Source organism: Pseudomonas sp. PME37.24/025, assembly GCF_055556615.1.
On sequence record NZ_JBVHNK010000006.1, the window covers coordinates 17,243 to 43,305 of the forward strand.

At 56.2% G+C, this 26,063-nt stretch carries 25 protein-coding genes and 1 tRNA gene; 15 read left to right on the plus strand and 11 right to left on the minus strand.

Translation table 11 applies throughout. The features are described from left to right. The first annotated feature begins 389 nt into the window (after positions 1 to 389). Genes ACZ3HH_RS12140 through ACZ3HH_RS12150 form a run of 3 tightly spaced genes read left to right on the plus strand, consistent with a single transcriptional unit; the run spans position 390 to position 3,269 of the window. The gene (locus ACZ3HH_RS12140; RefSeq protein ID WP_465804867.1) at positions 390 to 1,367 is read left to right on the plus strand and encodes a DUF262 domain-containing protein; all 978 of its coding nucleotides are present in this window, start codon (positions 390 to 392) and stop codon (positions 1,365 to 1,367) included. Between the two features lie 10 nt (positions 1,368 to 1,377). Beyond that, complete coding sequence (locus ACZ3HH_RS12145; protein WP_465804869.1) at positions 1,378 to 2,472, plus strand: AAA family ATPase; 1,095 nt, start codon at positions 1,378 to 1,380, stop codon at positions 2,470 to 2,472. Then, entirely contained in the window at positions 2,472 to 3,269 is a 798-nt protein-coding gene (locus ACZ3HH_RS12150; protein ID WP_465804871.1) for a hypothetical protein, read from the plus strand. The genes ACZ3HH_RS12145 and ACZ3HH_RS12150 overlap by 1 nt, the downstream gene beginning before the upstream one ends. Before the next feature lie 382 nt (positions 3,270 to 3,651). Here the strand turns inward: ACZ3HH_RS12150 and ACZ3HH_RS12155 are convergent, their stop codons facing one another. The 11 genes from ACZ3HH_RS12155 to ACZ3HH_RS12205 all read right to left on the minus strand — a co-directional run bounded on the left by ACZ3HH_RS12155 (position 3,652) and on the right by ACZ3HH_RS12205 (position 12,602). Then, positions 3,652 to 4,494, minus strand: coding sequence for a chromosome segregation protein SMC (locus tag ACZ3HH_RS12155; protein WP_465805349.1), 843 nt, complete (start codon positions 4,492 to 4,494; stop codon positions 3,652 to 3,654). Between the two features lie 232 nt (positions 4,495 to 4,726). Further along, positions 4,727 to 7,633 (minus strand): DUF927 domain-containing protein, encoded by a 2,907-nt coding sequence (locus ACZ3HH_RS12160; protein WP_465804873.1) that lies wholly within the window; start codon positions 7,631 to 7,633, stop codon positions 4,727 to 4,729. Next, positions 7,630 to 7,902: a DUF3077 domain-containing protein gene (locus ACZ3HH_RS12165; RefSeq protein ID WP_465804875.1), complete on the minus strand. Its 273-nt coding sequence runs from the start codon at positions 7,900 to 7,902 to the stop codon at positions 7,630 to 7,632. Before ACZ3HH_RS12165 ends, ACZ3HH_RS12160 begins: the two co-directional genes overlap by 4 nt. Then, positions 7,899 to 8,183 (minus strand): hypothetical protein, encoded by a 285-nt coding sequence (locus tag ACZ3HH_RS12170; RefSeq protein ID WP_465804877.1) that lies wholly within the window; start codon positions 8,181 to 8,183, stop codon positions 7,899 to 7,901. Before ACZ3HH_RS12170 ends, ACZ3HH_RS12165 begins: the two co-directional genes overlap by 4 nt. After that, positions 8,180 to 8,341, minus strand: a complete 162-nt coding sequence (locus tag ACZ3HH_RS12175) for a hypothetical protein (protein WP_465804879.1) — start codon at positions 8,339 to 8,341, stop codon at positions 8,180 to 8,182. The genes ACZ3HH_RS12170 and ACZ3HH_RS12175 overlap by 4 nt, the downstream gene beginning before the upstream one ends. A gap of 373 nt (positions 8,342 to 8,714) precedes the next feature. Continuing rightward, entirely contained in the window at positions 8,715 to 9,020 is a 306-nt protein-coding gene (locus ACZ3HH_RS12180) for a hypothetical protein (protein ID WP_465804881.1), read from the minus strand. Beyond that, positions 9,017 to 9,625, minus strand: coding sequence for a hypothetical protein (locus ACZ3HH_RS12185; RefSeq protein WP_465804882.1), 609 nt, complete (start codon positions 9,623 to 9,625; stop codon positions 9,017 to 9,019). The genes ACZ3HH_RS12180 and ACZ3HH_RS12185 overlap by 4 nt, the downstream gene beginning before the upstream one ends. Further along, positions 9,622 to 9,903 carry a helix-turn-helix transcriptional regulator gene (locus ACZ3HH_RS12190; protein WP_465804884.1) on the minus strand — a complete coding sequence of 94 codons (282 nt, stop codon included), beginning with the start codon at positions 9,901 to 9,903 and terminating at the stop codon, positions 9,622 to 9,624. The genes ACZ3HH_RS12185 and ACZ3HH_RS12190 overlap by 4 nt, the downstream gene beginning before the upstream one ends. An 88-nt stretch (positions 9,904 to 9,991) precedes the next feature. After that, complete coding sequence (locus tag ACZ3HH_RS12195; RefSeq protein ID WP_465804886.1) at positions 9,992 to 10,831, minus strand: hypothetical protein; 840 nt, start codon at positions 10,829 to 10,831, stop codon at positions 9,992 to 9,994. 280 nt (positions 10,832 to 11,111) lie between these two features. After that, positions 11,112 to 12,353 carry a tyrosine-type recombinase/integrase gene (locus ACZ3HH_RS12200; RefSeq protein ID WP_465804888.1) on the minus strand — a complete coding sequence of 414 codons (1,242 nt, stop codon included), beginning with the start codon at positions 12,351 to 12,353 and terminating at the stop codon, positions 11,112 to 11,114. 164 nt (positions 12,354 to 12,517) lie between these two features. Then, positions 12,518 to 12,602: transfer RNA gene (locus ACZ3HH_RS12205), tRNA-Leu, on the minus strand. 107 nt (positions 12,603 to 12,709) lie between these two features. Between ACZ3HH_RS12205 and queA the strand changes: the two genes are divergently transcribed. From queA to ACZ3HH_RS12265, 12 genes are all read left to right on the plus strand, one after another. Further along, on the plus strand, positions 12,710 to 13,774 hold the full coding sequence (queA, locus tag ACZ3HH_RS12210) for a tRNA preQ1(34) S-adenosylmethionine ribosyltransferase-isomerase QueA (RefSeq protein ID WP_367374286.1): 1,065 nt from the start codon (positions 12,710 to 12,712) through the stop codon (positions 13,772 to 13,774). Between the two features lie 14 nt (positions 13,775 to 13,788). Further along, on the plus strand, positions 13,789 to 14,904 hold the full coding sequence (gene tgt / locus ACZ3HH_RS12215) for a tRNA guanosine(34) transglycosylase Tgt (RefSeq protein ID WP_176466924.1): 1,116 nt from the start codon (positions 13,789 to 13,791) through the stop codon (positions 14,902 to 14,904). Positions 14,905 to 14,947: 43 nt separating this feature from the next. Continuing rightward, positions 14,948 to 15,283, plus strand: a complete 336-nt coding sequence (yajC, locus tag ACZ3HH_RS12220) for a preprotein translocase subunit YajC (protein WP_008014002.1) — start codon at positions 14,948 to 14,950, stop codon at positions 15,281 to 15,283. 63 nt (positions 15,284 to 15,346) lie between these two features. Continuing rightward, on the plus strand, positions 15,347 to 17,215 hold the full coding sequence (secD, locus tag ACZ3HH_RS12225; protein WP_465804891.1) for a protein translocase subunit SecD: 1,869 nt from the start codon (positions 15,347 to 15,349) through the stop codon (positions 17,213 to 17,215). A gap of 9 nt (positions 17,216 to 17,224) precedes the next feature. Beyond that, complete coding sequence (gene secF / locus ACZ3HH_RS12230; protein WP_465804893.1) at positions 17,225 to 18,139, plus strand: protein translocase subunit SecF; 915 nt, start codon at positions 17,225 to 17,227, stop codon at positions 18,137 to 18,139. 121 nt (positions 18,140 to 18,260) lie between these two features. Then, entirely contained in the window at positions 18,261 to 18,815 is a 555-nt protein-coding gene (locus ACZ3HH_RS12235) for a glycine zipper 2TM domain-containing protein (protein WP_038979087.1), read from the plus strand. Positions 18,816 to 18,949: 134 nt separating this feature from the next. Then, positions 18,950 to 19,846, plus strand: coding sequence for a site-specific tyrosine recombinase XerD (gene xerD / locus ACZ3HH_RS12240; RefSeq protein WP_019651849.1), 897 nt, complete (start codon positions 18,950 to 18,952; stop codon positions 19,844 to 19,846). 301 nt (positions 19,847 to 20,147) lie between these two features. Next, positions 20,148 to 20,879, plus strand: coding sequence for a bifunctional protein-disulfide isomerase/oxidoreductase DsbC (dsbC, locus tag ACZ3HH_RS12245; RefSeq protein WP_123719896.1), 732 nt, complete (start codon positions 20,148 to 20,150; stop codon positions 20,877 to 20,879). 133 nt (positions 20,880 to 21,012) lie between these two features. Next, positions 21,013 to 22,317: a homoserine dehydrogenase gene (locus tag ACZ3HH_RS12250; protein ID WP_447788482.1), complete on the plus strand. Its 1,305-nt coding sequence runs from the start codon at positions 21,013 to 21,015 to the stop codon at positions 22,315 to 22,317. A 66-nt stretch (positions 22,318 to 22,383) separates the two neighbouring features. Continuing rightward, on the plus strand, positions 22,384 to 23,793 hold the full coding sequence (gene thrC / locus ACZ3HH_RS12255; RefSeq protein WP_465804897.1) for a threonine synthase: 1,410 nt from the start codon (positions 22,384 to 22,386) through the stop codon (positions 23,791 to 23,793). Between the two features lie 133 nt (positions 23,794 to 23,926). After that, positions 23,927 to 25,282 carry a transporter substrate-binding domain-containing protein gene (locus ACZ3HH_RS12260; RefSeq protein ID WP_465804898.1) on the plus strand — a complete coding sequence of 452 codons (1,356 nt, stop codon included), beginning with the start codon at positions 23,927 to 23,929 and terminating at the stop codon, positions 25,280 to 25,282. A 334-nt stretch (positions 25,283 to 25,616) separates the two neighbouring features. Beyond that, the gene (locus tag ACZ3HH_RS12265) at positions 25,617 to 25,904 is read left to right on the plus strand and encodes a DUF3509 domain-containing protein (RefSeq protein WP_253550031.1); all 288 of its coding nucleotides are present in this window, start codon (positions 25,617 to 25,619) and stop codon (positions 25,902 to 25,904) included. Positions 25,905 to 26,063: the final 159 nt, after the last annotated feature.

Sequence of the window (26,063 nt, forward strand, 5' to 3'; positions counted from 1 at the left end):
TTCTTTAGATTTGTTATGACAGGAGGACATAGTGGCTAAGCCAGCAGCAAGGAAAAGCGACCCATAAAGCTGTCCTTTGTCGTGAAAGGTCACCTGGCTTGCTCTTCGACGGTTTGTGTATAGGTTTCAGTGAGTATGTTGGAAGGGCGGATAGTGTATTCGGATTGGTTTCATATTTCAGAATTTACCTTACTTGTTAAGTCGTTAATTTAGTTGTTTGGTTGGTTCTGTATGTGGTTTTCAGCGAGGCTTCAAAAGTTTGCCATTGTCACGACGCTCGATTGAGCGTAAGAAATATGTTATGATTGGTAAGGTTTTTTTAGGGCTTGCCCACCATGGATTATAGAGAGTTTGATAGATCTTTCAGGTACAGGAGGACAGCATACTCCGTGCCATCATTGCTAGAAAGTATTCGTAGCGGACGAATTCAGTGGGATCCTATGTTCGCTTATACGAAGTCATGGTCACATTTCTCAAAGTCAACATTCATCGAAAGTATACTTGTCGGAATGCCTGTTGCAGACATTTTGTGCGAAGAGAATCATTATGGTGAACTTTTTGTGCTTGATGGGGTGCAACGATTAATTTGCTTGCAGGAGTATTTTAATAACGAATTCAGGCTTCAAGGTTTAAAATTAATACCTTCGCTTGAAGGTTGTAGGTATTCGGATCTTCCTTATAGTCAATCATCAGTATTTCATAATCGCTCTGAGTTAGGTTTGACTGTAATAGGATACGATACAGATACTATTTTGAAGTTTGAGTTCTTCAAAAGAGTACATGCAGATACTTATCGATTCCCTATCCAGCTTGCGAGAAATTACGCGTTTCGAGATCAGTTGTCTTTTATCCGGGAGCTACAAAGGTCGAACGTGTTTCAGCTGGCTCCAAAACAACATTATGAATATGGTTTTTCAATTGAGACTCCTAAGGCAATTCATCGAGAAGTTACTGATTTTGATGAGCTGTTTTTACTTCTCTGTTTTGCTACATTGACTTTTCACGAGCGCATTTCTCTTCCCCATGCTCGCTTTCCCGCTCGTTTCAACGACCTGCTTGATGAGGCTGCGATCTATTTGCATAAAAATCCAGCAGACTTTGAACCTTTGGGGCAGGCAGTAACCGGCGCTCTTAAAATAGCAAGTGAATCTCTAGGCGCTACGATGGTTTTTTCTAGTCAGCCAAATAGGGATTTACATAATAATTATCCCCCTGGTCAGATGCTTTTAGATAGTGACACTATTGTTGATTGTTTTATTCAAGGGTTAAAAGGGAGAGGGTATAATTTGAATAATTCGGAAAGTCATCGAATAGGTTATAGGGCTAATCGATCGCCACAGAATTTTCTCAAGGAACTTATAGTGTGAGACTTGTCGTATGATTTCGAAACTTATTTTGCAAAATATAAAATGCTTTGGTGATGTATCTTTCAAGTTTTCGAATCTGACCGTGTTTTGTGGGGCGAACTCTGCTGGCAAGTCTACGGCAATACAAGCACTTCTTTTGCTCAGGCAAAATCACAATGCTAATAAATTAAGACTTGGTAGGCTTAATTTGGTGGGAGAATATTTTTCTGCGGGTCACGTTCGGGATTTGATTAATCATTCTCCTGTAGGCGAGGCATTGTCGATTGGAGTTGATGAGCTAAAGTTCTCCTGCAATCTTAAGAAAACTAACGCCGATGATTATCATATTGATCTGGACCCTTTGCCAGCGCTTGAGCATGATTTATTTGAGTCGGACTTTAATTATCTAAGTGCATACCGGCTTTCGCCGCAAAACAGTTATGATACTAATTTCGAAACAGATAAGTTTGATGTCGGTATTTATGGGCAGTATGCTATCGCCGAATTAGTAAGGTGCGGTGATAGGCCCGCACCAAATCAGAAGCTTGCTAAAAAAGTCTGTTCACCGGCTGAGAGCGGGGAAGAGTCTGATGAACGAGCCATCACCTTGATCATGGCGTTTAGGCAGGCGATGAAACTCATTAGTTCGGATTTTGATATCGCCACTAATGCGCATCAAAATCTCGATAAAGTATCTAATACATTTTCAGCGGGCGCTACCGCGAACCAGGTTCGTCCTGTCAATACGGGGTTTGGAATTAGTAACGTTGTCCCCATCGTGCTTGCAGCGCTTTGCACTAGAGAAGGGGGTTACTTAATAGTCGAGAATCCGGAAGTTCATCTTCATCCTGCAGCACAGTCGTCACTGGCTCGTTTGCTTACCCTAACTGCAACATGTGGTGTTCAGGTTATCCTGGAAACCCATAGCGATCATATAGTGAACGGGATCCGGGTTTTCACTAAGGAAGAGGGGCTCAGGGATGGATTTGTGACTATAAACTCTGTCCGTTCGACTAAGTCTGGACGTACCGTTACAGAAATTATCGTAGATAATGATGGCGGATTAAGTGATATGGATGAAGGTTTTTTTGATCAGGCCGAAAAGGATTTGCTGAGGCTTTTTTAATGAAAGTATATATTAACGAGCTATCATTGGTTGGGCAGGCTACTGATAATGACGAAGCTATGGGTATACTTTTTAACCTTGCATCTGCAGTTGCAAAGACTAGAGGTATCAGCTTCGAGCAGAAAGCTTATCGGTCTCGGACGCTCGGTGATAAATTGGTTACTGGGGAGGCGACTGTCAGGGATGTGCTATTTTCCAGTTCAAGCAAAGCTTTGATAAAAGATGAACGTCAGCGAAGGTTGATTCTCGAGGTGTTGCTGAAAAAACCATATTCAGAAAGCAACCACGTTGGCGAGCAAGACTCTATTACCGATGCATCTGGATCATGTTTGAAAGACACATGCTTTGATGGTGCCGCTTCTTGTGTGGGGTCGCCACTCACAGTATCAGCTCAGAATTGTCATTCTTACCAATTAGCGTCAACCCAGATCTATAGTTCAATCTGGGGTGAAAAAAAGGTCTTGAATGTAACTGATGAGTCTGGTCTGGCGGAACTTGTTTGGATTTTCGAGCATAACCCTAAACATCGACCTGTCGCGTACAGTGCGTCTGGTGAGAGTATTAGTGCAATGGATCTATGCGCGTCAGATGCACAAATTGCACTCAGTAATGGAATTATGATCGACTCTAGGGTCTATAGTTATTTTAATGGTGAGTGGTATCAGTTCCATTGCCATCAAGGTAATAAGTATCATGGGTTTAAAATTGACTTAGAAGAAAATATTGTTGAGCATATGAAAGCGCTCAATATCTCCGAGTCGTTGAAGAATCTTCCCTATGGGCAGATTTTCTCGTGAGCCTTTCAAAGTAACAAAAAAATGGGCCTTAAAGGGCCCATTTTACTGCTTGGTAGATTGTTTTTGGTTTTACCGATTTTGTGCGGAGCAATTTGAGTTTAAATGGCACGGCGCGACAAGCTGGGTTTTGCGAGCTTTCAAGAGGCTCTGATGATCAGAGTCTTTTATTCAGCTGTCCAGTGCGCTTATCAACATGTTCATTGTGTCGATAGAAGCCTTCCTATCTCGGTCGATTCCTTCACATCCAAAAGGGCTACAGATGAGCTCTTCTTGCTTTCAGTACATTAGTAAAGCTTGAGGCGTTGCAGGAGGGGGCATGATGGAATCCTTGCAGTGTTCGAAACAGCCCACGCCCGTGGGCTGTTTCGGGAGAACTTGTTCGTTACATCTCTAGGACGTTCTGCACGGTGTGCTTGTACGACCGATCAGAGAGTTCGCCGAATTTCCAGTCGTGGAAGTTTTCACCCTGTTCCGGAAGGACCAGTTTCATGAGGCTGAGTGGATCGTGACCGATCAGGTGATAAGAAGCCCACAGCTTGCCTCCGACATCGAGCAACGCTTCTGCCGCTTGATTCCACTTTTCCTCCAGCACGGTGTGCGCCAGGTGGAGGGCTTTTTTCTCGATTGTTGTGTGCTCTTTTTGAGCTTCCGCAATGTACCGATCAACAGTGGCCAGTTCATTTTCAAGAGCGGCGATGATCAACTGTTGTCGACGATTTTGCTCGGTTGCAGTTGCGAGGTTTTTCGCCGCTTTCACTGCGTCGGCGTTGGCGTTCTTCTCGCCCTCTGTGTCGCCCCAGGCCACCGCCTGCGCATAGGTCATCGCTGCATCGGTTTCGGCTTGTCGGGCTTTAGCCATGTCGACAATCGCTTGCTGACGGACTTGTTCAAGACGGGTGCTGAGGCTTTGACGTTTCTCGTGGAGCTCCTGCTCGTCGGTTTTCCAATCGCTCATTGCCTCAATGTATCCCGCCATGAGGGAGTCACAGTTAACGAGGTTTTCGCGACGATTGATCTTCTGTTCCAGAAGGCTGGCGTTGTGTTGGCGGGAATCAAACTGCCTTTTCAAATCGTCGTAGTTATCGCGCAACTCGCGTTTTTGGCCTGCTTCAATGGTTTCCTCGCTTTCCAGCATTGCCTCATAGGGACGCAGTTTGGCATGCAGGCATTCCGCTTCGTTGAGTAGCTGATCACGCCTTTCTTTCAATGCCTGGATCTCGTTTATCCTCGTCTGCTCTGCGCACTTCAATTGATTGTTCGTTTCGTTGCCGTCCAGCGCTGTTTTGGGAAGCAGGGCGGCCTGGAAGTTCTCCACTTCATTGGTCTGCGATTCGCGTTGCTCTTTGGGTTGTTGAAATTCGTTCATTGTGTTGGTCCTGTGCAATTTGATTTTGGGTTGAATGAGCGGCTGGCGAGGCCGGGAAAGAGCCGGCGCTACCTCGTTCAGCAGAGATGCCCTAGGCAGCCCGAGCCTCGCTCTCATCCGTTCCCGGAATCGTCTTCACGATGTAGCAGCGTTGTGGGCCGAGGCCGGGCAACCGGACCAGACTCGACGCTTTACCGTCGCTAGCCGGTTCCAGCACGCCGCGCTGCAGCAGTTCCTTGTTCACTGCGTTGATGTTCATGCCCCGGAAGATCTCGGCGCGCCAGGCCTCGGGCAGCACGTAATAGGTGTTGGTGGTGTGCATGGTGTCTCCCATGCCGTGTTCGAGCGTCTTGCGAAAGCCGAGGCGGTCGATGGTGCGCGGGCCGTGTTCGTCGATCTTTGCCGCCGCCGATTCCCAGCGGGTGAAGCGGCTTTCGCCGAAGCGCTCGATGACTTGGCGCAGGCGCGCCAAGATCGCATCACTCTCGAAATTCCCAGCGCCGCCGCGCTCGTTTAGCCAAGCGTTCAAGCACACGCGGGCGGCAGTGGTCGCGGTCCCGTCCGGCCAGCCGGTGATGCCCATGGCGGTGGCCAGCTCGCCCGCTGCGGCGGCGAGGCCGAAGCGAGCGGCGGCACGGTGTGCTTGACCGCTGGCGGATGCCGGGAGCGACTTGGCGATGAAGTCTTCCAGCGTGCGGCGCAGGATTACCGACCAACCGTGGCGCTTGCCGGGTTCGCACAGCGCCGACAGGAACGCGGTAAGCGGTGTGCCGTAGTAGTTCGCCACCCGCGCCTTGAGCGCATCGGACAACGCAGCCGCATCCTCAAAACCGTTGAGCGTGTCGAACATGCCGAGGCCTTTGCTGGCATCGGCCGGGACGGCGAGCATGCGTACCTCCATACCTGCTTTCAGCTCCTTGTTCGCTTCGGCCATGTGCTGGGCCAAGGTCTTTTCCCCAGTGGAAAGAAACAGCAGGCGCCACTCCTGTACCTGTCGGCCAGCTTGGCCCCGGTCATTGGCGCGTGCCTTGCCGGTGCCGTTACCGAGCATGTACACCGTCTCGCCGATAATGCGCGGATCGCACATGCCGATTTCGTCCAGTACCAGGAGGCCGTCGGAATGCGCGGCGGCGATGGATTCCAGCGCGTTGTCGGTGGATCGCCATGAGCGGACCAAGCGCGGTCCGCCATAGATCGAGGCAGCAACTTGTAGGTGAGTGGTCTTGCCGCCGGAGCTGTCGCCGTACAAGTGAAAGCCGCCCGACTCATGTCCGAGCATGTGCAGTAGCGGGCCAGCAAAGGCAACACCGACCACAAACGCCAAGCGATGGTTGCCGACACACAGCGCGCCGATCTGCTGTTGCCATTGCTCCAGCGTGCCCGCTTCGCTGATGGGTGGAAGCTGCGCACCAGCCTCATAGAAATGCAGGTGTTCGCTGTGCGCTCCGACCTGCTGCTCAGGCAACAGAAAGGCGCTATCGTGCCAACCCAAACGGGTCACTAGTCGCGCACGTTCCGCGCTGTCGAAGCTGCCAAGGTAGCTTTGCAGGTCGTTGCGCGCATTGCGTCCCGACCGGCTTCCAGCGAGGCGTAGCCCCATGTCCACCAACGGGCCGAGAACGTCCTTGCCAAAGTCGCCTGTCATGGTGCGCGCCGGAATGTTCCAGCGCTTCTTGGTGCCGTCGGGATCGTCGAACTCTACGAGCAAGCCCCAGTTGTGACCCTTGTCGTCACGAGTGCGGGCGAGAATTTCCAGAGGCGAACATACCGGGCGCGCCTCGCCGTCGTCGCCGGCATAAAACACACCTTCGGGCGTCAGGCGAAAGCCTCCCTGTATCAGGTCATTTTTCGATTTTGCGGGACGCTTCGCTGCTGTTTTCGTCTTCGGTTCCGGCGTGGTCTCAGCCTGCTCTGTCGCAGACTTTTCTACAGGCAAACCAAACAGTTCACCGCTGCTTTCGAGCTCGGCGAAATGGACCGCTGTCCAGCCTTTGGCGAGTGCATTGGCTGCGTCGTCGCCCTCGTCCCATTGACCACCTTTGGCGAAGGCGACGCGTTCGTTCTTCAGCGTGGGCTTGCGTTTGAATACATCCATCGCGATGACTCGGACCGAGGCTGCGCCGATTTCGCGCAGCTTGTCGGTGACGGCTTCCATGCAGGCTTTGCCGCTGACGTCGTTGTCTGGCCACAACAGCACGTCGCGACCTTTGAGCGGTGTCAGATCGGCTTTGTGCCAAGAGTTGGAACCGTTCGGCCAGCAGGTAGCCACGTAGTTGTGCAGCAGTTCGGCGGCGGCATCAGCGGCTTTTTCGCCTTCGCACAGGGCAACTGGCGCATCACCACGCTGGGTCAGTTCGTCTAGGCGCAGAAGAGGGCGCGGATCCGGCAGACCCTGCCAGCGCCATTGCTTGGTCTTGCCATCGGAGCGATGACACCACGTCAGTGGCGCAAAGACCTTCTTCGGTTTGCCGTCTTCATCGGGGCCGAGGTCGAAGCGGTAGAGCGCCATGAGTGGCTGGCCATGCGCATCACGATAGATCCACGCCTTGGACGGTGCGCCGTGTTTCCGGTGCTTGGACGGGCACTTGTTCATGGCCTCGTCGGGGATCGGCTGGATGGCTATCCACTCGGGTGCTTTGGCCTTGCTGGGTGCTGTCTTCGACTGGGCCGTGCCGGGCGAGACGTTCAGCAGGTCAGCCAGTTTATTGCAGGCCTCGACGTCGGTACCGCCATCCAGATAGCGCACCAGATCGATCAGATCACCGCCCTTGTCGCCGGTAGCGAAGTCGGCCCAGGTGCCCTTGCTCAAATTGACCTTGAGCGAACCGGCGCGCTTATCAGTGCGGGTCGGATTCGGGGCGGTGTATTCCTTGCCGCCGTCCACGCGCTTGCCGTTGGGCAGCCAGTGCGACAGGACGAGATCAACGTTTTTCAGCGAGGCGGCCTTCACGTCGGCAAAGCTTGGACGTTTTGTGGTGCTGTTCGGGCGTTGGCTCATGCGTCGGCCCTCGGCAGAAACAGAGCGTCGTTGATGTCATCGATCAGGGCTTTGGGCATCTCGCCCAGGTACAGAGCAGGCCAACTGAATCGTTCGCCGTGGTCGCTCATGGCGGCGTCGAGATTGAGCTGGTTGGCATGATGCTGCAGCAGGGAAACTATCTCCAATGCGTCCTCAACGGGTATACCGGCGTTGACCCGAAACAGCTTCTGGTCCGAGGCGTTAGCGCGGGAAAAAGTGGCATGGCCAAGGGTGGTGGAGGTGCTCATAGCGCACCGCCTTTCTGCACCGCAGGCGTCGAGGTGGTGTCGCCATGCAAGGCGAGCGTTTTGATCAGACCGAGGGTGCCGCGCACGTCCCAAAGGACGGCGGCAATAACGTGGTTAGCGAGGCGTGAGGATTCGCTTTCGAAGTGATCTTCAAGCAGCGTCAGCACCGAGTCGGCACGTTCAATAGCGCAGGTGATGGCGTCGATGGGTACACCGGCTTCGGCGGTTGTGCTGACACAAAGAATGTCTTCGGGCAGGGCAAAGCTCAGGGCGTTGTTCATTGGGCACCGCCTGCGGTTTCGAGTGCGCGGGCTTTGGCCATGTGGTTGTTGTAGCGGGCAAGACGTGTAGCGAGGCTGGAGTTGGCGTGTAAAGCGGCGAGAGCCATTGCACGGTGTGCAGCGGCGCGAATTTTGGACGGATTGAGGGCGTGTTGCATGTGAGGCTCCTTGTACTGAGGAACCGTCACCGTCTGCCGCCAAGCAGATTTGGGTGACGGATTGCGCAGGATTGGCGGACCGGCGTACAAGGAGACCGGCGCACCCGAGGGTGCTCCTACGCAACCCGCCATAACACGGGAATGCGGGCACAAAAAAAGCGCCTGCAATCGTAATGGGGGCGCTGTTGCGCCTTGTACTGTTTGGGCCGCCAAGCCCAATCGCTGAGTTTGCAGCGACGACCAGAGAGTAACGTTCGTTTTTCGAAAGTGCAACTGCGCTGATGGCTTGCGGATTTTTCAAGTGCGGCATAAATTGTTCGTGCATGTTGATTCACCTCAACGCCTCCGGATCGCCCCCGGAGGCGTTTTCGTTTCAGGCATGAGCTTCCCAGCGCAGGGAGAGCAGGGGCAGGAAGCCACCGTTGAGCATCGAGCGAGCGTCTTCGTAGGCATGCGTTTGCTGGCCTTCGTCGACAATCACGGCTCCGGTGTTTTTGCAGTGGAGGGAGAGGGCGCACCAGGTGCCGTCGGACCAGCTGAGTACACTGACCACGCGATCCTGTTTGTCCTGCTGGCTGCGGTAGCGCTCAAGGCGTTGCATGAGGCGCGGCGAAAAGCCGATCCGGCGTAGTACGGAAAAGGGATGCATCAAGGCGTTATTGGCAATCTGACGGCTCATGCGGCCTCCTGTACGTTGGCAAACAGCGGCGGCGGTGTTTCACCTTTGAGCCAAGCCAAGATCTTGCTGTCCTCGGCGCACCGTCGGCGGTGTTCTACAGCCAGCAGATCGCGGCGCTGTGCTAGGCATTCGTCCACATAGCCGGTCAAATCGGAGGTCAATCGCATGTCACGGTGAAGGCGTTCGGTAGCGGCCTTTTCCGTGGCGAGATCCTCATCGGTGATGCGTTGCCATACTGCTGGATCGTTTGCATATCCAGCCGATTGATCCACTAGCCAGTAGGTGACCCAGTCGGTTAAACCAAGCGAATTCAGCGAGACGCGACGGCTGTCTTTCATGGCGAAATACCCGGTGCCGTGAATGCTGGAGAACTCTCTGCGTACCGCGTTTTTACGGATCAGTTCAGGCAATTCCCACGGATTGGCTATGAGCGGCAGAACGAGGCCTTCAGGGCTGAAAAAGAACGCTTCCTGCTCTTCGCCGTTCCAGCTCACGCCTGCGATGGTGCGATGCCGCCAGTTGATTGCGCCGGGTTGATAGAGGCGGAAACCGATGCTGTAGGAGTCGAGGAAGGGCCCTTTGATTGGACTGGAGTTGCGCTTCATGCCGCCACCTGATCACGCACCTCGATGCGGCTGCGTGCCCATGCCTGAACTTCAGAAAGAACCCATGCGACAGGAGCGCCGCGAGCGTTGCTGTTGCTCAGTTTGACGGGCAGGGGGAATCTGCAGTCGGGGCGCTGCATCAGCTTGTAGATGGTCGAGCGCTTCATGCCCAAAATGCCCTCGACTTCGGGCATGCGGATCAGTGTCGTAGCTGCATCGAAAAGTGGGCTTGAAGTAGTAGAGTTCAGGCGGAGAAGTTCGGTATTAGATGCTTTCATAGGTCTTGCTCTCGACAGGTTAGGACTGAGAGCAATGATCTAGAAATGGGTGATCGGTAAGCAGTTCACTTCCAATTGAAATTTTGGTTTACAGCACGAAATTTCGTTTGAGGATGGTGTCAACGGATTTACGCGATAGCGCCTTTTCTGTTTCGAGTGTGATCCAACCAAGGCGCTGCTTGGGCGGTTTAGCCACTTCCCGTTTTAGCCAGGCTTGCACTGCTGTTGCAATGTTCCTCTCGGGCATTCCGCTCGCCAAGTAGTGCCGCCCCTGATGAATGATTGCAGCGTCGCGGGCAACGATGTCTTTATTGCGCTCCATACCGCTGATGATGCCCCCTTTGCTACGGATGGCGTTCTTGATTGCCCTGTCCGCGATGGGGAGCAACTCGTCGTTGATCAAGCAAGGCAGGGAAATGATGGGCTCCAGATAAAGAACATACTGGTCTAGTGCCTGGATACGTTCGTTGGGATTGACTTGCATCTCCACAAACTGACAATAGAGATCCCACGGCCAGTCGGTCGGACGCTCAGTAATATGCGACCAAGCCTCCTGATCGGTGGCACGCATCCAGTCGGCCAATGCTCCCAGCGCCTTTACAGCACAGGCCATGATGTAGGCCGCATGTGTCTCGCGTTCAGATGCCGAATGGCACTTGCTGTACTGGCGAACCCAATGTGCAAGACGGGCTCTGTTGTCGGTTGAGGCGTACTGGAAAATTGCCTCTTCGTGCATCGTTGTCTGTATGCACATGCTGCTGAGATCGCCATTGATGTCGCCGGTCTGAATGCGCACGCAACACCGATTGATCAGCTCGCAAACGTCAGCGAGCTGTTCATTACAAAACTCGTAGAGCGGTTGCCCTGAGAGATATTGGATCAGGCCAGCGGTTAGCGCCGAGTGCAAGATTGGGTGAGTATCAATCATTGGCAATCGCTCTCAACGTGTAACGCTTTATCCCACGCCCTGCGTCGCGCAGGCGTAGCCAGCGAGAATGACGCTCTCGCCAAGTGGGTCGAACGTCGGCCCGCAGCAAGCGAGGGGTTTGTTCTGGCGTTACACAACAGAGGTGCGTTACATCGAATGTACGGAAGGTCGGGCAGGAGTGTAACGGGCGCGAGAGCCAATGAATTCTGGTGTTTGGCGAAGGTCGTTACACGAGTAACACCCGTAACAAAGATTTTGAAAGGGGTACGGATATGCGCACTCATACCGCTTTTCCAAACGGTCCCTTGATCACCTTTTCGCTTGCTAACGCATCAAGGTGATCTGCATACCACTGCATCATTTTCACCCGGTGCTCAAGGTATTGAGCCTTGTTGTAAACCCCAGAGATTCCCTCTTCTTTATGAGCAAGCTGCGCTTCGACATGCTCTTTCGGCCAGCCGTGTTCCCTGAGCAGAGTGCTAGCGGTATGGCGAGTGCCATGGCCAACCAGGCGACCTTTGTAACCAATCGTCGCAAAAACTTTGTTGATGGTGTTTTCACTAATGGTCGGGTTCTTAGCGCCGACTCCAGGAAATAGCCATCGACTGCGCCCGGTGAGGCATTGGAGTTCTTTGAGAGCGGAGAGCGCCTGCTTAGGGAGTGGGCACACAAAATCCCTGCGCATCTTCATCTTAGCGGCAGGGGTCGTCCAAATAGCTTTATCAAGGTCGAACTCTTTCCATTCAGCTAAGCGAACCATTCCCGGTCTCGATGCCGTCCATATGCAAAGCCATGCTGCAGTTCGGGCTGTCAGTCTGCTGGGTGTGTTTTTCAACGCGGCCAGAAAGTCGCCAAGTTCGGGTTCGAGCAGGTGTGGATGCTGTTGAGTCTTTGGTGCTTGGGCGGCGATATCGCGAAGACGGCTCCCCGGATCGTTTTCGGTCAAGCCCAATCCAATGGCTCGACCGAAGATCTGGTTGATCCAAGTGCGACACTTCTCCGCTACGTTGTGAGCGTCTCTAGCTTCTATGGATGCTTGGAGTTCTGCGCAATCTGTGCGGGTAATTTCGTCGAGAGGTTTGTCCCCCAGAGCAGGAAGGATGTCCTTGTCGAGGTACGTCCGGATCTTATTGAGGGTGGAAGGGGCAAGACCCTTTTCTTCTTTTGCCTTGAGCCAAGCATCGGCAGCCGCCCGGAAGGTTCGAGCTTTAGCCGTATCGATTGCAGCTTTTGCAGATCGCTTTTGTTCAAGGGGATCGGCGCCACTGCTCACTACTTTGCGTAGATCAGCAGCTTTGTCGCGTGCCAATGCGCCACTTACTTCCGGGTAACCCCCAAGCCCCATCCAAGCCCAATTGCCAGCCGGACGTTTGTAGCGGAGTTGCCAAGATTTACCGCCGTCGGGTTTGACTCTGAAGTAGAGGCCGTTTCCGTCCAGCTCACGGTATTCCTTTGATTCCGGCTCCAGCCCCGCAAGTGTCGTGTCAGCGAGAGGGCGGCGCTTGATGTCTGCGCGCTTCATCCTTGTATCCCAAAGTTCGGTATTTTTCTCAGGATACAAGCAGGGATACAGGGATACAACGGATAAGGGGATACAGGGATAGACTGACAGGCACAAAAAAACCGACCAAGTGGCCGGTTTCTCTGGGTCTGAGAGGCTGGTAGAGACTCTCAGATACTGCTATGTGGTGCCCCGAGGGAGACTCGAACTCCCACTTCTTGCGAAAACGGATTTTGAATCCGCCGCGTCTACCAATTCCGCCATCAGGGCTCAATGGCGGCGAAGTATAGAGATGAGATAACCGTCGGTCAATCAGGTACATGGAGAATTTTTGATATTTCCGCTAGACTTCCCGGCCCTGCTAGACGAACCCCATCATGCGCGTTGCTGACTTTACTTTTGAGCTCCCTGATTCGCTGATTGCTCGCCATCCTTTGGCTGAGCGTCGCGGTAGTCGCCTGTTGACCCTGGACGGGGTCAGCGGCGCCCTGGCACACCGTCAATTCACTGATTTGCTTGAGCATTTGCGCCCGGGCGATTTGATGGTGTTCAACAATACCCGGGTGATTCCGGCGCGGCTGTTTGGCCAGAAGGCTTCCGGCGGCAAGCTGGAAATTCTGGTGGAGCGGGTGCTCGACAGTCATCGCGTGCTGGCGCATGTGCGTTCCAGCAAATCGCCGAAACCGGGTTCGAAGATCCTGATCGACGGCGGTGGCGAAGCCGAGATGCTGGCGCGTCACGATGCGTTGTTCGAGCTGGGGTTTGCCGAAGAGGTGTTGCCGCTGCTCGACCGCGTCGGGCACATGCCGTTGCCTCCTTACATAGACCGCCCGGATGAAGGCTCGGACCGCGAGCGTTATCAGACGGTGTACGCCGAGCGTTTGGGCGCGGTGGCGGCGCCGACGGCGGGGCTGCATTTCGATCAGCCGCTGATGGAGGCGATTGCCGCCAAGGGCATCGAGACTGCGTTCGTGACCTTGCACGTCGGCGCCGGCACCTTTCAGCCGGTGCGGGTCGAGAAGCTTGAAGATCACCACATGCACAGTGAGTGGCTGGAAGTCGGCCAGGACGTGGTCGATGCCGTCGAAGCCTGCCGCGCTCGCGGTGGTCGCGTGGTGGCGGTGGGGACCACCAGCGTGCGTTCGCTGGAAAGTGCCGCGCGCGATGGCGTGCTCAAGCCGTTCAGTGGCGATACCGACATCTTTATCTACCCGGGCCGGCCGTTTCACGTGGTCGATGCCTTGGTCACCAACTTCCATTTGCCCGAGTCCACGCTGTTGATGCTGGTTTCGGCATTCGCCGGTTATCCCGAGACCATGGCCGCCTATAAAGCCGCCGTCGACAACGAATACCGCTTTTTCAGCTACGGTGATGCGATGTTTATCACCCGTAATCCCGCGCCTACCGCCCCTAAAGAAACAGGCCCAGAGGAAACAGAATGAGTCGCACCAGTCGCATGTCTTTTGAGCTTCTTGCCACCGACGGCAAGGCTCGTCGCGGTCGTTTGACCTTCCCGCGCGGTACCGTCGAGACCCCGGCCTTCATGCCGGTGGGCACGTACGGCACGGTCAAGGGCATGCTTCCGCGGGATATCGTCGCCACCGGCGCGGAAATCATTCTGGGCAACACCTTCCACTTGTGGCTGCGTCCTGGCACCGAAGTGATCAAGAAGCACGGCGACCTGCACGATTTCATGCAGTGGAAAGGCCCGATTCTTACAGACTCCGGCGGTTTTCAGGTGTTCAGCCTGGGCGCGATGCGCAAGATCAAGGAGGAGGGCGTGACTTTCGCTTCTCCGGTCGACGGCGCCAAAGTGTTCATGGGCCCGGAAGAGTCGATGCAGGTCCAGCGCGATCTGGGCTCGGACATCGTGATGATCTTCGACGAATGCACCCCGTACCCGGCTGACGAAGACGTCGCGCGGGTATCGATGGAGCTGTCGTTGCGTTGGGCCAAGCGTTCGAAAGAAGCCCATGGCGACAACACGGCGGCGCTGTTCGGCATCGTTCAGGGCGGTATGCACCAGGATTTGCGCATGCGCTCCCTGGAAGGCCTCGACAAGATCGGCTTCGACGGCCTGGCCATCGGCGGTCTGTCGGTGGGCGAGCCCAAGCACGAGATGATCAAGGTGCTGGATTACCTGCCGGGCCAGATGCCGGCTGACAAACCTCGTTACCTTATGGGCGTTGGCAAACCGGAAGATCTGGTTGAGGGTGTGCGCCGCGGTGTGGACATGTTCGATTGCGTGATGCCAACCCGTAATGCCCGCAACGGGCATCTGTTCATTGATACAGGCGTGCTGAAGATCCGTAACGCGTTCCATCGCCATGATGATTCGCCGCTGGATCCGACCTGCGATTGCTACACCTGCCAGAACTTCTCCCGTGCTTATCTGCACCATCTGGACAAGTGCGGCGAAATGCTGGGTAGCATGTTGAATACCATCCACAATTTGCGCCATTACCAGGTGCTTATGGCTGGTTTGCGCGAGGCTATTCAACAGGGTACATTGGCCGCCTTTGTCGATGCCTTCTACGCCAAACGCGGGTTACCTGTTCCGCCTTTGGACTGAGTTTTCTGACCCCAAGATTCAACATTTGCAACTGGAGTGCTAAATGAGCTTTTTTATCTCTAATGCCATGGCTGATGCTGCTGCACCTGCGGCAGGCCCAATGGGCGGCGGCTTTGAGTGGATTTTTCTGGTCGGTTTCCTGGTCATCTTCTACCTGATGATCTGGCGTCCACAGGCCAAGCGCGCCAAAGAGCAGAAAAACCTGCTGGGCAGCCTGCAAAAAGGTGACGAAGTGGTGACCACTGGTGGTATCGCCGGCAAGATCACCAAAGTGTCCGACGACTTCGTTGTTCTGGAAGTCTCCGACACCGTCGAAATGAAATTCCAGAAAGGCGCCATCGCCGCCACGCTGCCAAAAGGCACGCTCAAAGCGATCTAAGTTTCAACTTCTACTCAATCGACGGGGCGCGCAAGGCGCCCCGCGTCATAAGCGGGCGGCGTGATGCTGAACAAATACCCTCTGTGGAAATACATTCTGATCCTGGCGGTGCTGGCGGTCGGTCTGATTTATTCCGCTCCCAATCTATATCCTGATGACCCGGCCATTCAGGTCAGCGGTGCAAGTACTGCGCTGTTGGTCAATCAGGCTGATCTGGATCGTGTGAGCACCGCGCTCAAGGAATCCGGGATCAACGTCAAGGCTGCCACTCTGGCCGCAAACGGCAAGGGCGGTCTGATCCGTCTGACCAAGGCTGAAGATCAGCTGCCCGCCAAAGACGTCGTGCGCAAGGCATTGGGTGATGACTACGTCGTTGCACTGAACCTGGCACAAACCACCCCGCAATGGCTGCGCAGCTTTGGCGCGCACCCGATGAAGCTGGGTCTGGACTTGTCCGGTGGTGTGCACTTCCTGCTGGAAGTGGACATGGACAAAGCCCTCGACGCACGCCTGAAAGTCTACGAAGGCGACGTCAAGAGCCTGTTGCGCAAAGAGCGTCTGCGCTATCGCAGCCTGCCGCAGCTGGGCGGTGCCATTCAGCTGGGTTTCACTGATGAAGCAGCCCGTGAAGAGGCGCGTGCGCTGATTCGCAAGAACTTCAACGATTTCGACATTGTTCCGGCCGACCTCAATGGCCAACCGGTACTGCGTCTGGCGATGACCCCGGCCAAGCTGGCGGAAATCCGCGAATACTCCATCAAGCAGAACTTGACCACGGTACGTAACCGCGTCAACGAGCTGGGTGTTGCCGAACCTATCGTTCAGCGCCAGGGCGCCAACCGCATTGTGGTTGAGCTGCCGGGTGTGCAAGACACTGCAGAAGCCAAGCGTATCCTCGGCAAGACGGCCAACCTTGAGTTCCGTCTGGCGGCTGAGCCCGGCGCTTCGAAAGCCACTTCCGAGTCGTTCGAATTCCGTGAAGGCAATCGTCCTCCGGCACAGATCGAACGTGGCCTGATCATCACCGGTGACCAGGTGACTGACGCCAAGGCTGGCTTCGGCGAGCACGGCACGCCAGAAGTGAACATCCGTCTGGATGGCCACGGTGGCGAGCTGATGAGTCGTGCGACTCGCAGCAACGTCGGTCGCAGCATGGCGGTGATCTTCATCGAACAACGTCCGGTCACCACTTACACCAAGCAAGTGATCAACGGCGTCGAGAAAGACGTGCCGGTTCAGACGTTTAAAGAAGAGAAGAAGATCATCAGCCTGGCGACCATCCAGTCGCCGCTGGGTGCCCAGTTCCGCATCACTGGCCTGAACGGCCAGGGCGAATCGTCCGAACTGGCGCTGCTGCTGCGTGCCGGTGGTCTGGCCGCACCGATGTACTTCGCTGAAGAGCGCACCATCGGCCCAAGCCTGGGGGCTGACAACATCACCAAAGGTATCGATGCATCGCTGTGGGGCATGCTGTTTGTCTCGCTGTTCATCATGGCCATCTATCGCTTCTTCGGCCTCATCGCCACCGTCGCGCTGACGGTGAACATGGTGATGCTGCTGGCCTTGATGTCGCTGCTGGGGGCAACGCTGACCCTGCCGGGTATCGCCGGTATCGTGTTGACCATGGGTATGGCGGTCGACGCCAACGTACTGATCTTCTCGCGGATACGTGAAGAGATCGCGGCCGGCATGACCGTGCAGCGGGCAATCAACGAAGGCTTCGGCCGGGCATTCACCGCGATTCTCGACGCCAACCTGACTACCTTGTTGGTCGGCGGGATTCTCTTTGCCATGGGCACCGGCCCGGTCAAGGGTTTCGCAGTGACCATGTCCCTCGGGATCTTTACCTCGATGTTCACGGCCATCATGGTGACCCGCGCGATGGTCAACCTGATCTTCGGCGGTCGTGACTTCAAGAAGTTGTGGATTTAAGGGGCTGCCATGTTACGTACAATCAACTTCATGGGCGTTCGCAACTTCGCGTTCGGCGTCACATTGTTCCTTACCGCGCTGGCACTGTTCAGCTGCTTCCACAAGGGCATGAACTGGGGGCTGGACTTCACCGGCGGTACGCTCATCGAGCTGACCTACGAGCGTCCGGCCGACGTCACCAAAGTGCGTGAGCAGCTGGTGACAGCGGGTTACCACGAAGCGATCGTACAGAGCTTCGGTGCGACTACCGATTTGCTGGTGCGTATGCCAGGTGAAGACCCGCAGCTGGGTCACCAGGTAGCCGAGGCCTTGCAGAAGGTCGGTGGCGACAACCCGGCGGTGGTCAAGCGCGTCGAGTTCGTCGGCCCGCAGGTCGGTGAAGAGCTGCGCGACCAGGGCGGCCTCGGCATGCTGATGGCGCTGGGCGGCATCCTGATCTACCTGGCTTTCCGCTTTCAGTGGAAGTTTGCGGTCGGTGCGATCGTATCCTTGATCCACGACGTGATCGTGACCATCGGTATCCTGTCGTTCTTCCAGATCACCTTCGACCTGACGGTATTGGCGGCGGTGCTGGCGATCATCGGTTACTCGCTCAACGACACCATCGTGGTATTCGACCGGGTTCGTGAGAACTTCCGGGTACTGCGCAAGGCCAGCCTGATCGAGAACATCAACATCTCGACCACGCAAACCCTGCTGCGGACCATGGCGACGTCGATCTCCACTTTGCTGGCGATCGCGGCCCTGTTGTTCTTCGGTGGCGACAATCTGTTCGGCTTCTCCATTGCCCTGTTCATCGGTGTTCTGGCGGGTACTTACTCGTCGATCTACATCGCGAACGTGGTGCTGATCTGGCTGAACCTGAGCAGCGAGGACCTGATTCCTGCTGCGGCGGTCGAGACGGAAGTCGACGATCGTCCATAACGGTTATCGCTTTTCCAGCTGTAAGCCGAGAAGGCGCGAGTATTGAACTCGCGCCTTTTTTTATGCTCCAAGGCTGGGAGAAGCGCGGGCATGTCCCGCATGTGATGGTCAGGAGGTTCATGTGAACAAGTCGATGCTGGTTGGTGCAGTATTGGGTGCTGTTGGTGTGACGGCCGGGGGTGCTGTTGCCACCTACAGCCTGGTCAAAAAAAGCGGCCCTGAGTATGCGCAAGTTCTAGCCGTTGAACCGGTCAAGACACAAATCAAGACGCCACGTGAAGTATGCAAGGACGTTGCAGTAACCCGGCAAGCGCCGGTAAAAGATCAACACCAGATCGCCGGTACGGTGGTCGGCGCGCTGGCTGGTGGCCTGTTGGGCAACCAGATCGGCGGTGGTACAGGCAAGAAAATCGCCACAGTGGCCGGTGCGGTCGGCGGCGGTTATGCGGGCAACAAGGTGCAGGAAGGCATGCAGGAGCGTGACACCTACACCACCACTCAAACCCGCTGTAACACCGTGAATGACATCAGCGACAAAGTTGTAGGCTACGACGTTCGTTATTCGCTGGATGGCAAGGAAGGCAAAGTGCGGATGGATCGCGATCCGGGCAACCAGATTCCGGTCGACAAGGAAGGCAAGTTGATCCTGGGGCAAAACGAACCGGCTCAACAATAATCTGAGCGCCTCACGCAAAAAAGAAGCATCCCGCAGGGGATGCTTTTTTTGTGCCTGAATTTTATGTTCACCGCCAACGTGCTATGAAAGACTCTTCATTTTTTGCGGCCTTACGCCTGCCTGTCTGAGACTCCATGCCTGCCATCGACCATCCCCTGATAGACCAGTTCCTCGACGCCCTGTGGCTGGAAAAAGGCCTTTCCGATAACACCCGCGATGCCTATCGCAGTGACCTGGCCTTGTTCAACGGCTGGCTACAGGAAAAGGGCCTGGAGCTGATCAACGCCGGTCGTGAGTTGATCCTCGATCACCTGGCCTGGCGCCTGGAGCAAAACTACAAGCCCCGTTCTACGGCAAGGTTTCTTTCCGGTGTGCGTGGCTTCTATCGCTATTTGCTGCGGGAAAAGCTGATCGCTGTCGATCCGACCTTGCGCGTCGATATGCCGCAACTGGGTAGGCCTTTGCCTAAATCCTTGTCGGAAGCCGATGTGGAAGCGCTGTTGGCCGCGCCAGACTTGAGCGAAGCCATCGGTCAGCGTGACCGCGCCATGCTTGAGGTGCTTTATGCCTGTGGCTTGCGGGTGACGGAGCTGATCAGCTTGACGCTGGAGCAGGTCAACCTGCGCCAGGGCGTGCTGCGGGTGATGGGCAAGGGCAGCAAGGAGCGGCTGGTGCCGATGGGCGAGGAGGCGATTGTCTGGGTCGAGCGCTACATGCGCGACGCCCGTGGCGAGTTGCTGGGCGGACGTCCCAGCGATGTGCTGTTCCCCAGCCTTCGCGGCGAACAGATGACCCGCCAGACCTTCTGGCATCGCATCAAGCACCAGGCCAAGGTTGCAGGGATCGGCAAGTCGCTGTCGCCGCACACCTTGCGCCATGCCTTTGCCACGCACTTGCTCAACCACGGCGCCGACCTTCGAGTGGTGCAAATGCTGCTCGGCCATAGCGATCTTTCGACCACCCAGATCTATACTCACGTCGCCCGCGCACGCTTGCAGGACCTGCATGCCAAACATCACCCCAGAGGCTAGCGCAAACCCTGTGGCGAGGGAGCTTGCTCCCGCTGGGTTGCGCAGCAACCCCAAAAACAGGCGCTGAATTTATTCAGGAAGGCCCGACTGGCCTATTTGCGGCTGCTACGCAGCCGAGCGGGAGCAAGCTCCCTCGCCACAATAATGGGTGTCAGTCAGGCATGGGTGTCTCGCGTCACCCGCATTCGGCCACACGGGCCTTATGTGGTAGGCTTTGCCGGTTTGTACGATGGGCGGTTATGACCCGGTGTTTCGGCACGGGTGTTCTGATCGTCCCATTTGTCCGCCTTCAGGAGTTCTCATGCGTCTGACCCAGATTTTCGCCGCCGCAGCCATTGCGTTGGTCAGCACCTTTGCCGTCGCCGATGATGCGGCCGATAAAGCCATTCGTAAAAGCCTGGAAAACCTCAATCTCGACGTGCCGGTCGAAACCATCACCGCCAGCCCGCTGCCAGGTCTGTACGAAGTCAAACTAAAGGGCAGCCGCGTGCTTTACGCCAGCGCCGACGGCCAATACGTTGTTCAGGGCTACATGTTCCAGCTCAAGGACGGCAAACCGGTCAACCTGACCGAGAAGACCGAGCGCCTGGGCATTTCCAAACTGATCAACAACATTCCAGTGGCTGAAACCGTGGTCTATCCGGCTATCGGCGAAACCAAGTCGCACATCACCGTCTTCACCGACACTACTTGCCCGTACTGCCATAAGCTGCACGCCGAAGTGCCGGAGCTGAACAAGCTGGGTATCGAAGTGCGTTATGTTGCGTTCCCGCGCCAGGGCCTGGGCTCGCCGGGTGACGAACAACTGCAAGCCGTGTGGTGCTCCAAGGACAAGAAAGCCGCCATGGACAAAATGGTCGATGGCAAGGAAATCAAGGCCGCCAAGTGCGAGAACCCGGTTTCCAAACAGTTCGCCCTCGGTCAGTCGATTGGCGTGAACGGCACACCGGCCATCGTTTTGGCCGACGGACAGGTCATTCCGGGCTACCAGCCTGCGCCACAAGTCGCCAAACTGGCACTGGGCGCGAAATAATTTCGCATCGTCATGGTCAGCCTTTGACGATCATGGTTCGGCGGCAATATTGTCGGGCCATTAATAGAGAGCCGCGAGTATGCGGCTGTTTTCACGGCCGGCCTTGAGTCGGCCGTTTTATGGGGAGTTCACAGTGAAACCGGTCAAAGTAGGCATCTGTGGGTTAGGGACCGTCGGTGGCGGTACCTTCAACGTACTTCAGCGCAACGCCGAGGAAATTGCTCGTCGTGCCGGGCGTGGAATCGAAGTGGCACAAATTGCCATGCGCACGCCAAAGCCTCAGTTCCAGACGACCGGTATTGCGATTACCAACGATGTGTTCGAAGTGGCCACGAACCCTGAGATCGACATCGTTATAGAGCTGATGGGCGGCTACACCGTTGCCCGCGAGCTGGTACTCAAGGCCATCGAGAATGGCAAGCATGTGGTCACCGCGAACAAGGCACTGATTGCCGTTCACGGTAATGAAATTTTCGCCAAGGCCCGCGAGAAGGGCGTCATCGTGGCGTTCGAAGCGGCCGTGGCTGGCGGCATCCCGGTGATCAAGGCGATCCGTGAAGGTTTGTCCGCCAACCGCATCAACTGGGTGGCCGGGATCATCAACGGCACCGGCAACTTCATCCTCACCGAAATGCGTGAGAAGGGCCGCACCTTCGAAGACGTGCTCGCCGAGGCGCAAGCCCTGGGTTACGCCGAAGCCGATCCGACTTTCGACGTCGAAGGCATCGACGCAGCCCACAAGCTGACGATCCTGGCGTCCATCGCGTTCGGCATTCCGTTGCAATTCGATAAGGCTTACACCGAAGGCATCACCAAGCTGACCACCGCTGACGTGAATTACGCCGAAGCGCTGGGCTATCGCATCAAGCACCTGGGCGTGGCGCGCAGCACCGCGGCCGGCATCGAGCTGCGTGTGCATCCGACGCTGATCCCGGCCGATCGCTTGATCGCCAACGTCAACGGCGTGATGAATGCGGTGATGGTCAACGGCGATGCTGCCGGTTCGACCCTGTTCTACGGTGCCGGTGCCGGCATGGAGCCTACCGCCTCTTCGGTAATTGCCGATCTGGTGGACGTGGTTCGCGCCATGACTTGCGACCCGGAAAACCGCGTACCGCACCTGGCCTTCCAGCCGGATTCGCTGTCGGCTCATCCGATCCTGCCGATCGAAGCCTGCGAAAGCGCCTACTACCTGCGCATTCAGGCCAAGGACCATCCGGGTGTGTTGGCTCAGGTGGCAAGCATTCTTTCGGAGCGCGGCATCAACATCGAATCGATCATGCAGAAAGAAGTCGAAGAGCATGACGGTCTGGTGCCAATGATCCTGCTGACGCACCGTGTGCTGGAACAGCACATGAACGACGCGATCACCGCTCTGGAGGCCTTGGAAGGCGTGGTCGGCCCGGTCGTACGGATCCGCGTCGAGCACCTGAACTAAGCCGTTATCGTTCACCGGGCTCGCACGCGGGCCCGGCATTGCGAACACTGTCTATTGGAGCCAGTCATGCGTTATATCAGTACCCGCGGCCAGGCACCGGCCCTGAATTTCGAAGATGTCCTGCTGGCCGGTCTCGCCACCGACGGCGGTCTGTACGTCCCGGAAAACCTGCCACGTTTCACCCAGGAAGAAATCGCTTCCTGGGCCGGCCTGCCGTATCACGAGTTGGCCTTTCGGGTGATGCGCCCGTTCGTGACCGGCAGCATCCCTGATGCCGATTTCAAAAAAATTCTTGAAGAAACGTACGGCGTGTTTTCCCACAACGCCGTTGCGCCACTGCGTCAGCTGAATGGCAACGAATGGGTACTGGAGCTGTTCCACGGCCCGACCCTGGCATTCAAGGACTTTGCCCTGCAACTGCTGGGTCGTCTGCTCGACTACGTGTTGGAAAAGCGCGGCGAGCGCGTGGTAATTGTTGGTGCTACCTCCGGCGACACCGGTTCGGCGGCGATCGAAGGTTGCAAGCACTGCGAAAACGTCGACATCTTCATCCTGCACCCGCACAACCGTGTGTCTGAAGTGCAGCGTCGCCAGATGACCACCATCTTCGGCGAGAACATCCATAACATCGCCATCGAAGGCAACTTCGATGACTGCCAGGAAATGGTCAAGGCCAGCTTCGCCGACCAGAGCTTCCTCAAGGGCACGCGTCTGGTGGCGGTGAACTCGATCAACTGGGCGCGGATCATGGCCCAGATCGTTTACTACTTCCACGCAGCCCTGCAACTGGGCGGCCCGGCGCGTTCGGTGTCGTTCTCGGTGCCGACCGGCAACTTCGGCGATATCTTCGCCGGTTACCTGGCGCGCAACATGGGCCTGCCGATCAACCAGTTGATCGTCGCCACCAACCGCAACGACATCCTGCACCGCTTCATGAGCGGTAATCAGTACGTCAAGGAAACCCTGCACGCCACGCTGTCGCCGTCCATGGACATCATGGTCTCGTCGAACTTCGAACGCCTGCTGTTCGACCTGCACGGTCGCAACGGCGCGGCGATTGCCGGCTTGATGGACACCTTCAAGCAGGGCGGCGGTTTCAGCGTCGAAGAGGAACGCTGGATCGAGGCACGCAAACTGTTCGATTCGCTGGCCGTGGACGACGCCCAAACGTGCGAAACCATTGCCGAAGTCTTTGAGCAAACCGGCGAGCTGCTGGACCCGCACACTGCCATCGGCGTGAAGGCCGCGCGCGAATGCCGTCGTAGCCTGGATATCCCGATGGTGATCCTTGGCACGGCCCATCCGGTCAAATTCCCGGACGCAGTGGAAAAAGCTGGCGTAGGAAAAGCGCTCGAACTACCTGCACATCTTTCTGATTTGTTTGAGCGAGATGAGCGTTGCACCGTATTGCCGAACGACCTGAAAGCCGTGCAGGCCTTTGTCAGTCAGCATGGCAACCGCGGCAAGCCGCTGTAACCGGTAAAAGCTGTCACATTTTGAAGCCCGTCTCCTGACGGGCTTTCTCATTTCTGCATGCCACACTTGCCGGGTTTCGTAAAAGAAGAGCCGCCCATGAAGGACGGGCGAGACGATCACCAAGGAAGTGGCAATGCTGTTTTTTAGAGGGTTTAAACCAGCCGTGTGCTGGATGTTTTTGCTGGGCGCCCTGGGCTTGGGGCAATGGGTAACGGCCGCACAATTGACGACACATGAACCCCGGGAGTCAGCCACTGTCGCGCGCATTGAGCTGGACGCTCAGGAGCGGCAATGGATTGCTGAACATCCAATGGTTATCGTCGCATCGACGCAGTACCCGCTGTATCTGTTCAAGGATGAGCACGGTCACTGGAGCGGTTTGAACAACGATGTGCTCAACCGCATCAGCGCCATGACCGGCTTGCGGTTCGTCCATGAAGAGTCGTTTTCCACCGACCAACTGCTGGAGCGACTGGAACGTGGCGCGGCGGACATGAGCACGACGCTGGCCATGAATGACGAGCGCAAGGCGTTTCTGGATTTCAGCCATGCGTTCGGCGGGGCGGGCTGGGTACTCGTGGGACTGGCCGGTACTCCAGCGTTACAGTCCCTGGAGCAGCTTTCGAAAAGAGTCCTGGTGCTGCCGACCCGGCACGCGCTAGAGGGTGTGATTCGGCGTGACTACCCGGCGATCGAGCTGCGCTCGGTCAAAACCCAGGCTGAGGCCCGGGCACTGGTGGAGAGTGGCGAGGCCTACGCCACCATCGAAAACGAAATCGGAGCGCAGCTCTATCCCTCGGGCCGGCTCAAGGTCGGGCATGCGGTGGAGGGCAAATGGGAGGCAGATCATTTGGCAGTCCGCAAAGGACAGCCGCAGTTATTGAGCATCCTCAACAAGGCGCTGGAGGCATTTCCACCCGCCGAGTTACGCGCCATACGGCTGAAATGGCTGAACGGAATTGCGCCGGTACACGCGCCCTCGGCCTGGCAGCGGATAACCCAGTGGGGTTGCTGGAGCCTGTTCATCGTTAGCCTGTTCGGCTTGCTCTCACTGCTTTGGAACCGTCGGCTTGCTGCGCTGATCGAACAACGTCGGGACGCCGAGAAAGACCTCAATGACCAGCTCGCGTTCCAGCACGCATTGATAGACGCCATGCCCGATCCGATGTTTGTGCGTGATCTGGAGGGGCGTTTGATCATGTGCAACAAAAGTTATGAGGAACGCTTGTCGACCCGTTTCGACCAGGTTCAGGGGCGACAACTGATCGAACTCGATGTCTTGCCCAAAGAGACCGCCGAACAGCTGCACGCCGAGTTCATGATTCAGCTCGGTACTCGCAAGACCCGCTTCAGCGAACGTCAGTTGATGTTCAAGGATGGCGCCAGAGACATCTACCAGTGGACGGTGCCGTTCTACAGTGCGGACGGTCAATTGCGAGGACTGCTGGGCGGATGGAGCGATATCGGCAAGCGTACGAGGCAGGTATGAATTGGCAATGCCTGTCAGTCAGGCGCAATTCCTGTGGGAGCGGCGGTGCGGCGATCCGACTTGCTCGCGAAGGCGGTGTGCCAGGCAATGTTAATGTCGACTGACACTCCCTCTTCGCGAGCAAGCCCGCTCCTACAGCATCTGCATCTTGGCGGGCTGGCATCAAGCGTGAATCAGCTGTTTTTTTACTGTCATCTTTACCGTGCATGCTCTAACTACCAGAGGCGCCGGTGCGCCTGCCGTTGGAATCCAGAACTTTCTTCTCGGGCCTGTGGTCATTTACTGTGGACACGCCCCAGGCACTTTGTTTTCGGACTATTGAGTGGTGATCGAGATGGAAAGTATCAGTCTATTGCTCGGTGAGGCTCTGAGCCCGTATCAGGTCAAGTTGACCCCATCGGGTGCCCATGGCGAATGCCTGGTGACACTGAAGAGTACGAGCGGCGCTATCGTGGTCGAACGGACGTTCAATCAGGCCCAGTTAACCGATAAACGTCTGCTGACGGATGTCGTCGACGGGCTGCACCGCGACGTGCTGATCGCTGAAGGACGCCTGGAGCCCTGTGTCATTGCGGCGTTGCGCAATGCTGCTCAGGACAAGATCCTGGCCAGCCGAAATTGAATTGTTTTTTGTGGGAACCTTCCTGCGCCAAGGTCAGTCAGACCATGTAACAGCAGGATCAAGCATTGTGCTCCGGTGCTTGTAGCTTGTTGTTACTGGTCTTTATGTAGGCCACGTTTAACCCCGAGTCGTCTCCCCACTTCTCGGGGTTTCTTTTTG

Excerpts from the sequence above, each read along its gene's own strand:
- ACZ3HH_RS12145 (WP_465804869.1), top strand. The coding sequence starts at position 1,378 with ATGATTTCGAAACTTATTTTGCAAAATATAAAATGCTTTGGTGATGTA.
- ACZ3HH_RS12150 (WP_465804871.1), top strand. The coding sequence starts at position 2,472 with ATGAAAGTATATATTAACGAGCTATCATTGGTTGGGCAGGCTACTGAT.
- ACZ3HH_RS12160 (WP_465804873.1), bottom strand. The coding sequence starts at position 7,633 with ATGAGCCAACGCCCGAACAGCACCACAAAACGTCCAAGCTTTGCCGAC.
- ACZ3HH_RS12165 (WP_465804875.1), bottom strand. The coding sequence starts at position 7,902 with ATGAGCACCTCCACCACCCTTGGCCATGCCACTTTTTCCCGCGCTAAC.
- ACZ3HH_RS12170 (WP_465804877.1), bottom strand. The coding sequence starts at position 8,183 with ATGAACAACGCCCTGAGCTTTGCCCTGCCCGAAGACATTCTTTGTGTC.
- ACZ3HH_RS12175 (WP_465804879.1), bottom strand. The coding sequence starts at position 8,341 with ATGCAACACGCCCTCAATCCGTCCAAAATTCGCGCCGCTGCACACCGT.
- ACZ3HH_RS12180 (WP_465804881.1), bottom strand. The coding sequence starts at position 9,020 with ATGAGCCGTCAGATTGCCAATAACGCCTTGATGCATCCCTTTTCCGTA.
- ACZ3HH_RS12185 (WP_465804882.1), bottom strand. The coding sequence starts at position 9,625 with ATGAAGCGCAACTCCAGTCCAATCAAAGGGCCCTTCCTCGACTCCTAC.
- ACZ3HH_RS12190 (WP_465804884.1), bottom strand. The coding sequence starts at position 9,903 with ATGAAAGCATCTAATACCGAACTTCTCCGCCTGAACTCTACTACTTCA.
- ACZ3HH_RS12195 (WP_465804886.1), bottom strand. The coding sequence starts at position 10,831 with ATGATTGATACTCACCCAATCTTGCACTCGGCGCTAACCGCTGGCCTG.
- ACZ3HH_RS12200 (WP_465804888.1), bottom strand. The coding sequence starts at position 12,353 with ATGAAGCGCGCAGACATCAAGCGCCGCCCTCTCGCTGACACGACACTT.
- queA (WP_367374286.1), top strand. The coding sequence starts at position 12,710 with ATGCGCGTTGCTGACTTTACTTTTGAGCTCCCTGATTCGCTGATTGCT.
- tgt (WP_176466924.1), top strand. The coding sequence starts at position 13,789 with ATGTCTTTTGAGCTTCTTGCCACCGACGGCAAGGCTCGTCGCGGTCGT.
- yajC (WP_008014002.1), top strand. The coding sequence starts at position 14,948 with ATGAGCTTTTTTATCTCTAATGCCATGGCTGATGCTGCTGCACCTGCG.
- secD (WP_465804891.1), top strand. The coding sequence starts at position 15,347 with ATGCTGAACAAATACCCTCTGTGGAAATACATTCTGATCCTGGCGGTG.
- secF (WP_465804893.1), top strand. The coding sequence starts at position 17,225 with ATGTTACGTACAATCAACTTCATGGGCGTTCGCAACTTCGCGTTCGGC.
- xerD (WP_019651849.1), top strand. The coding sequence starts at position 18,950 with ATGCCTGCCATCGACCATCCCCTGATAGACCAGTTCCTCGACGCCCTG.
- dsbC (WP_123719896.1), top strand. The coding sequence starts at position 20,148 with ATGCGTCTGACCCAGATTTTCGCCGCCGCAGCCATTGCGTTGGTCAGC.
- thrC (WP_465804897.1), top strand. The coding sequence starts at position 22,384 with ATGCGTTATATCAGTACCCGCGGCCAGGCACCGGCCCTGAATTTCGAA.
- ACZ3HH_RS12260 (WP_465804898.1), top strand. The coding sequence starts at position 23,927 with ATGCTGTTTTTTAGAGGGTTTAAACCAGCCGTGTGCTGGATGTTTTTG.
- ACZ3HH_RS12265 (WP_253550031.1), top strand. The coding sequence starts at position 25,617 with ATGGAAAGTATCAGTCTATTGCTCGGTGAGGCTCTGAGCCCGTATCAG.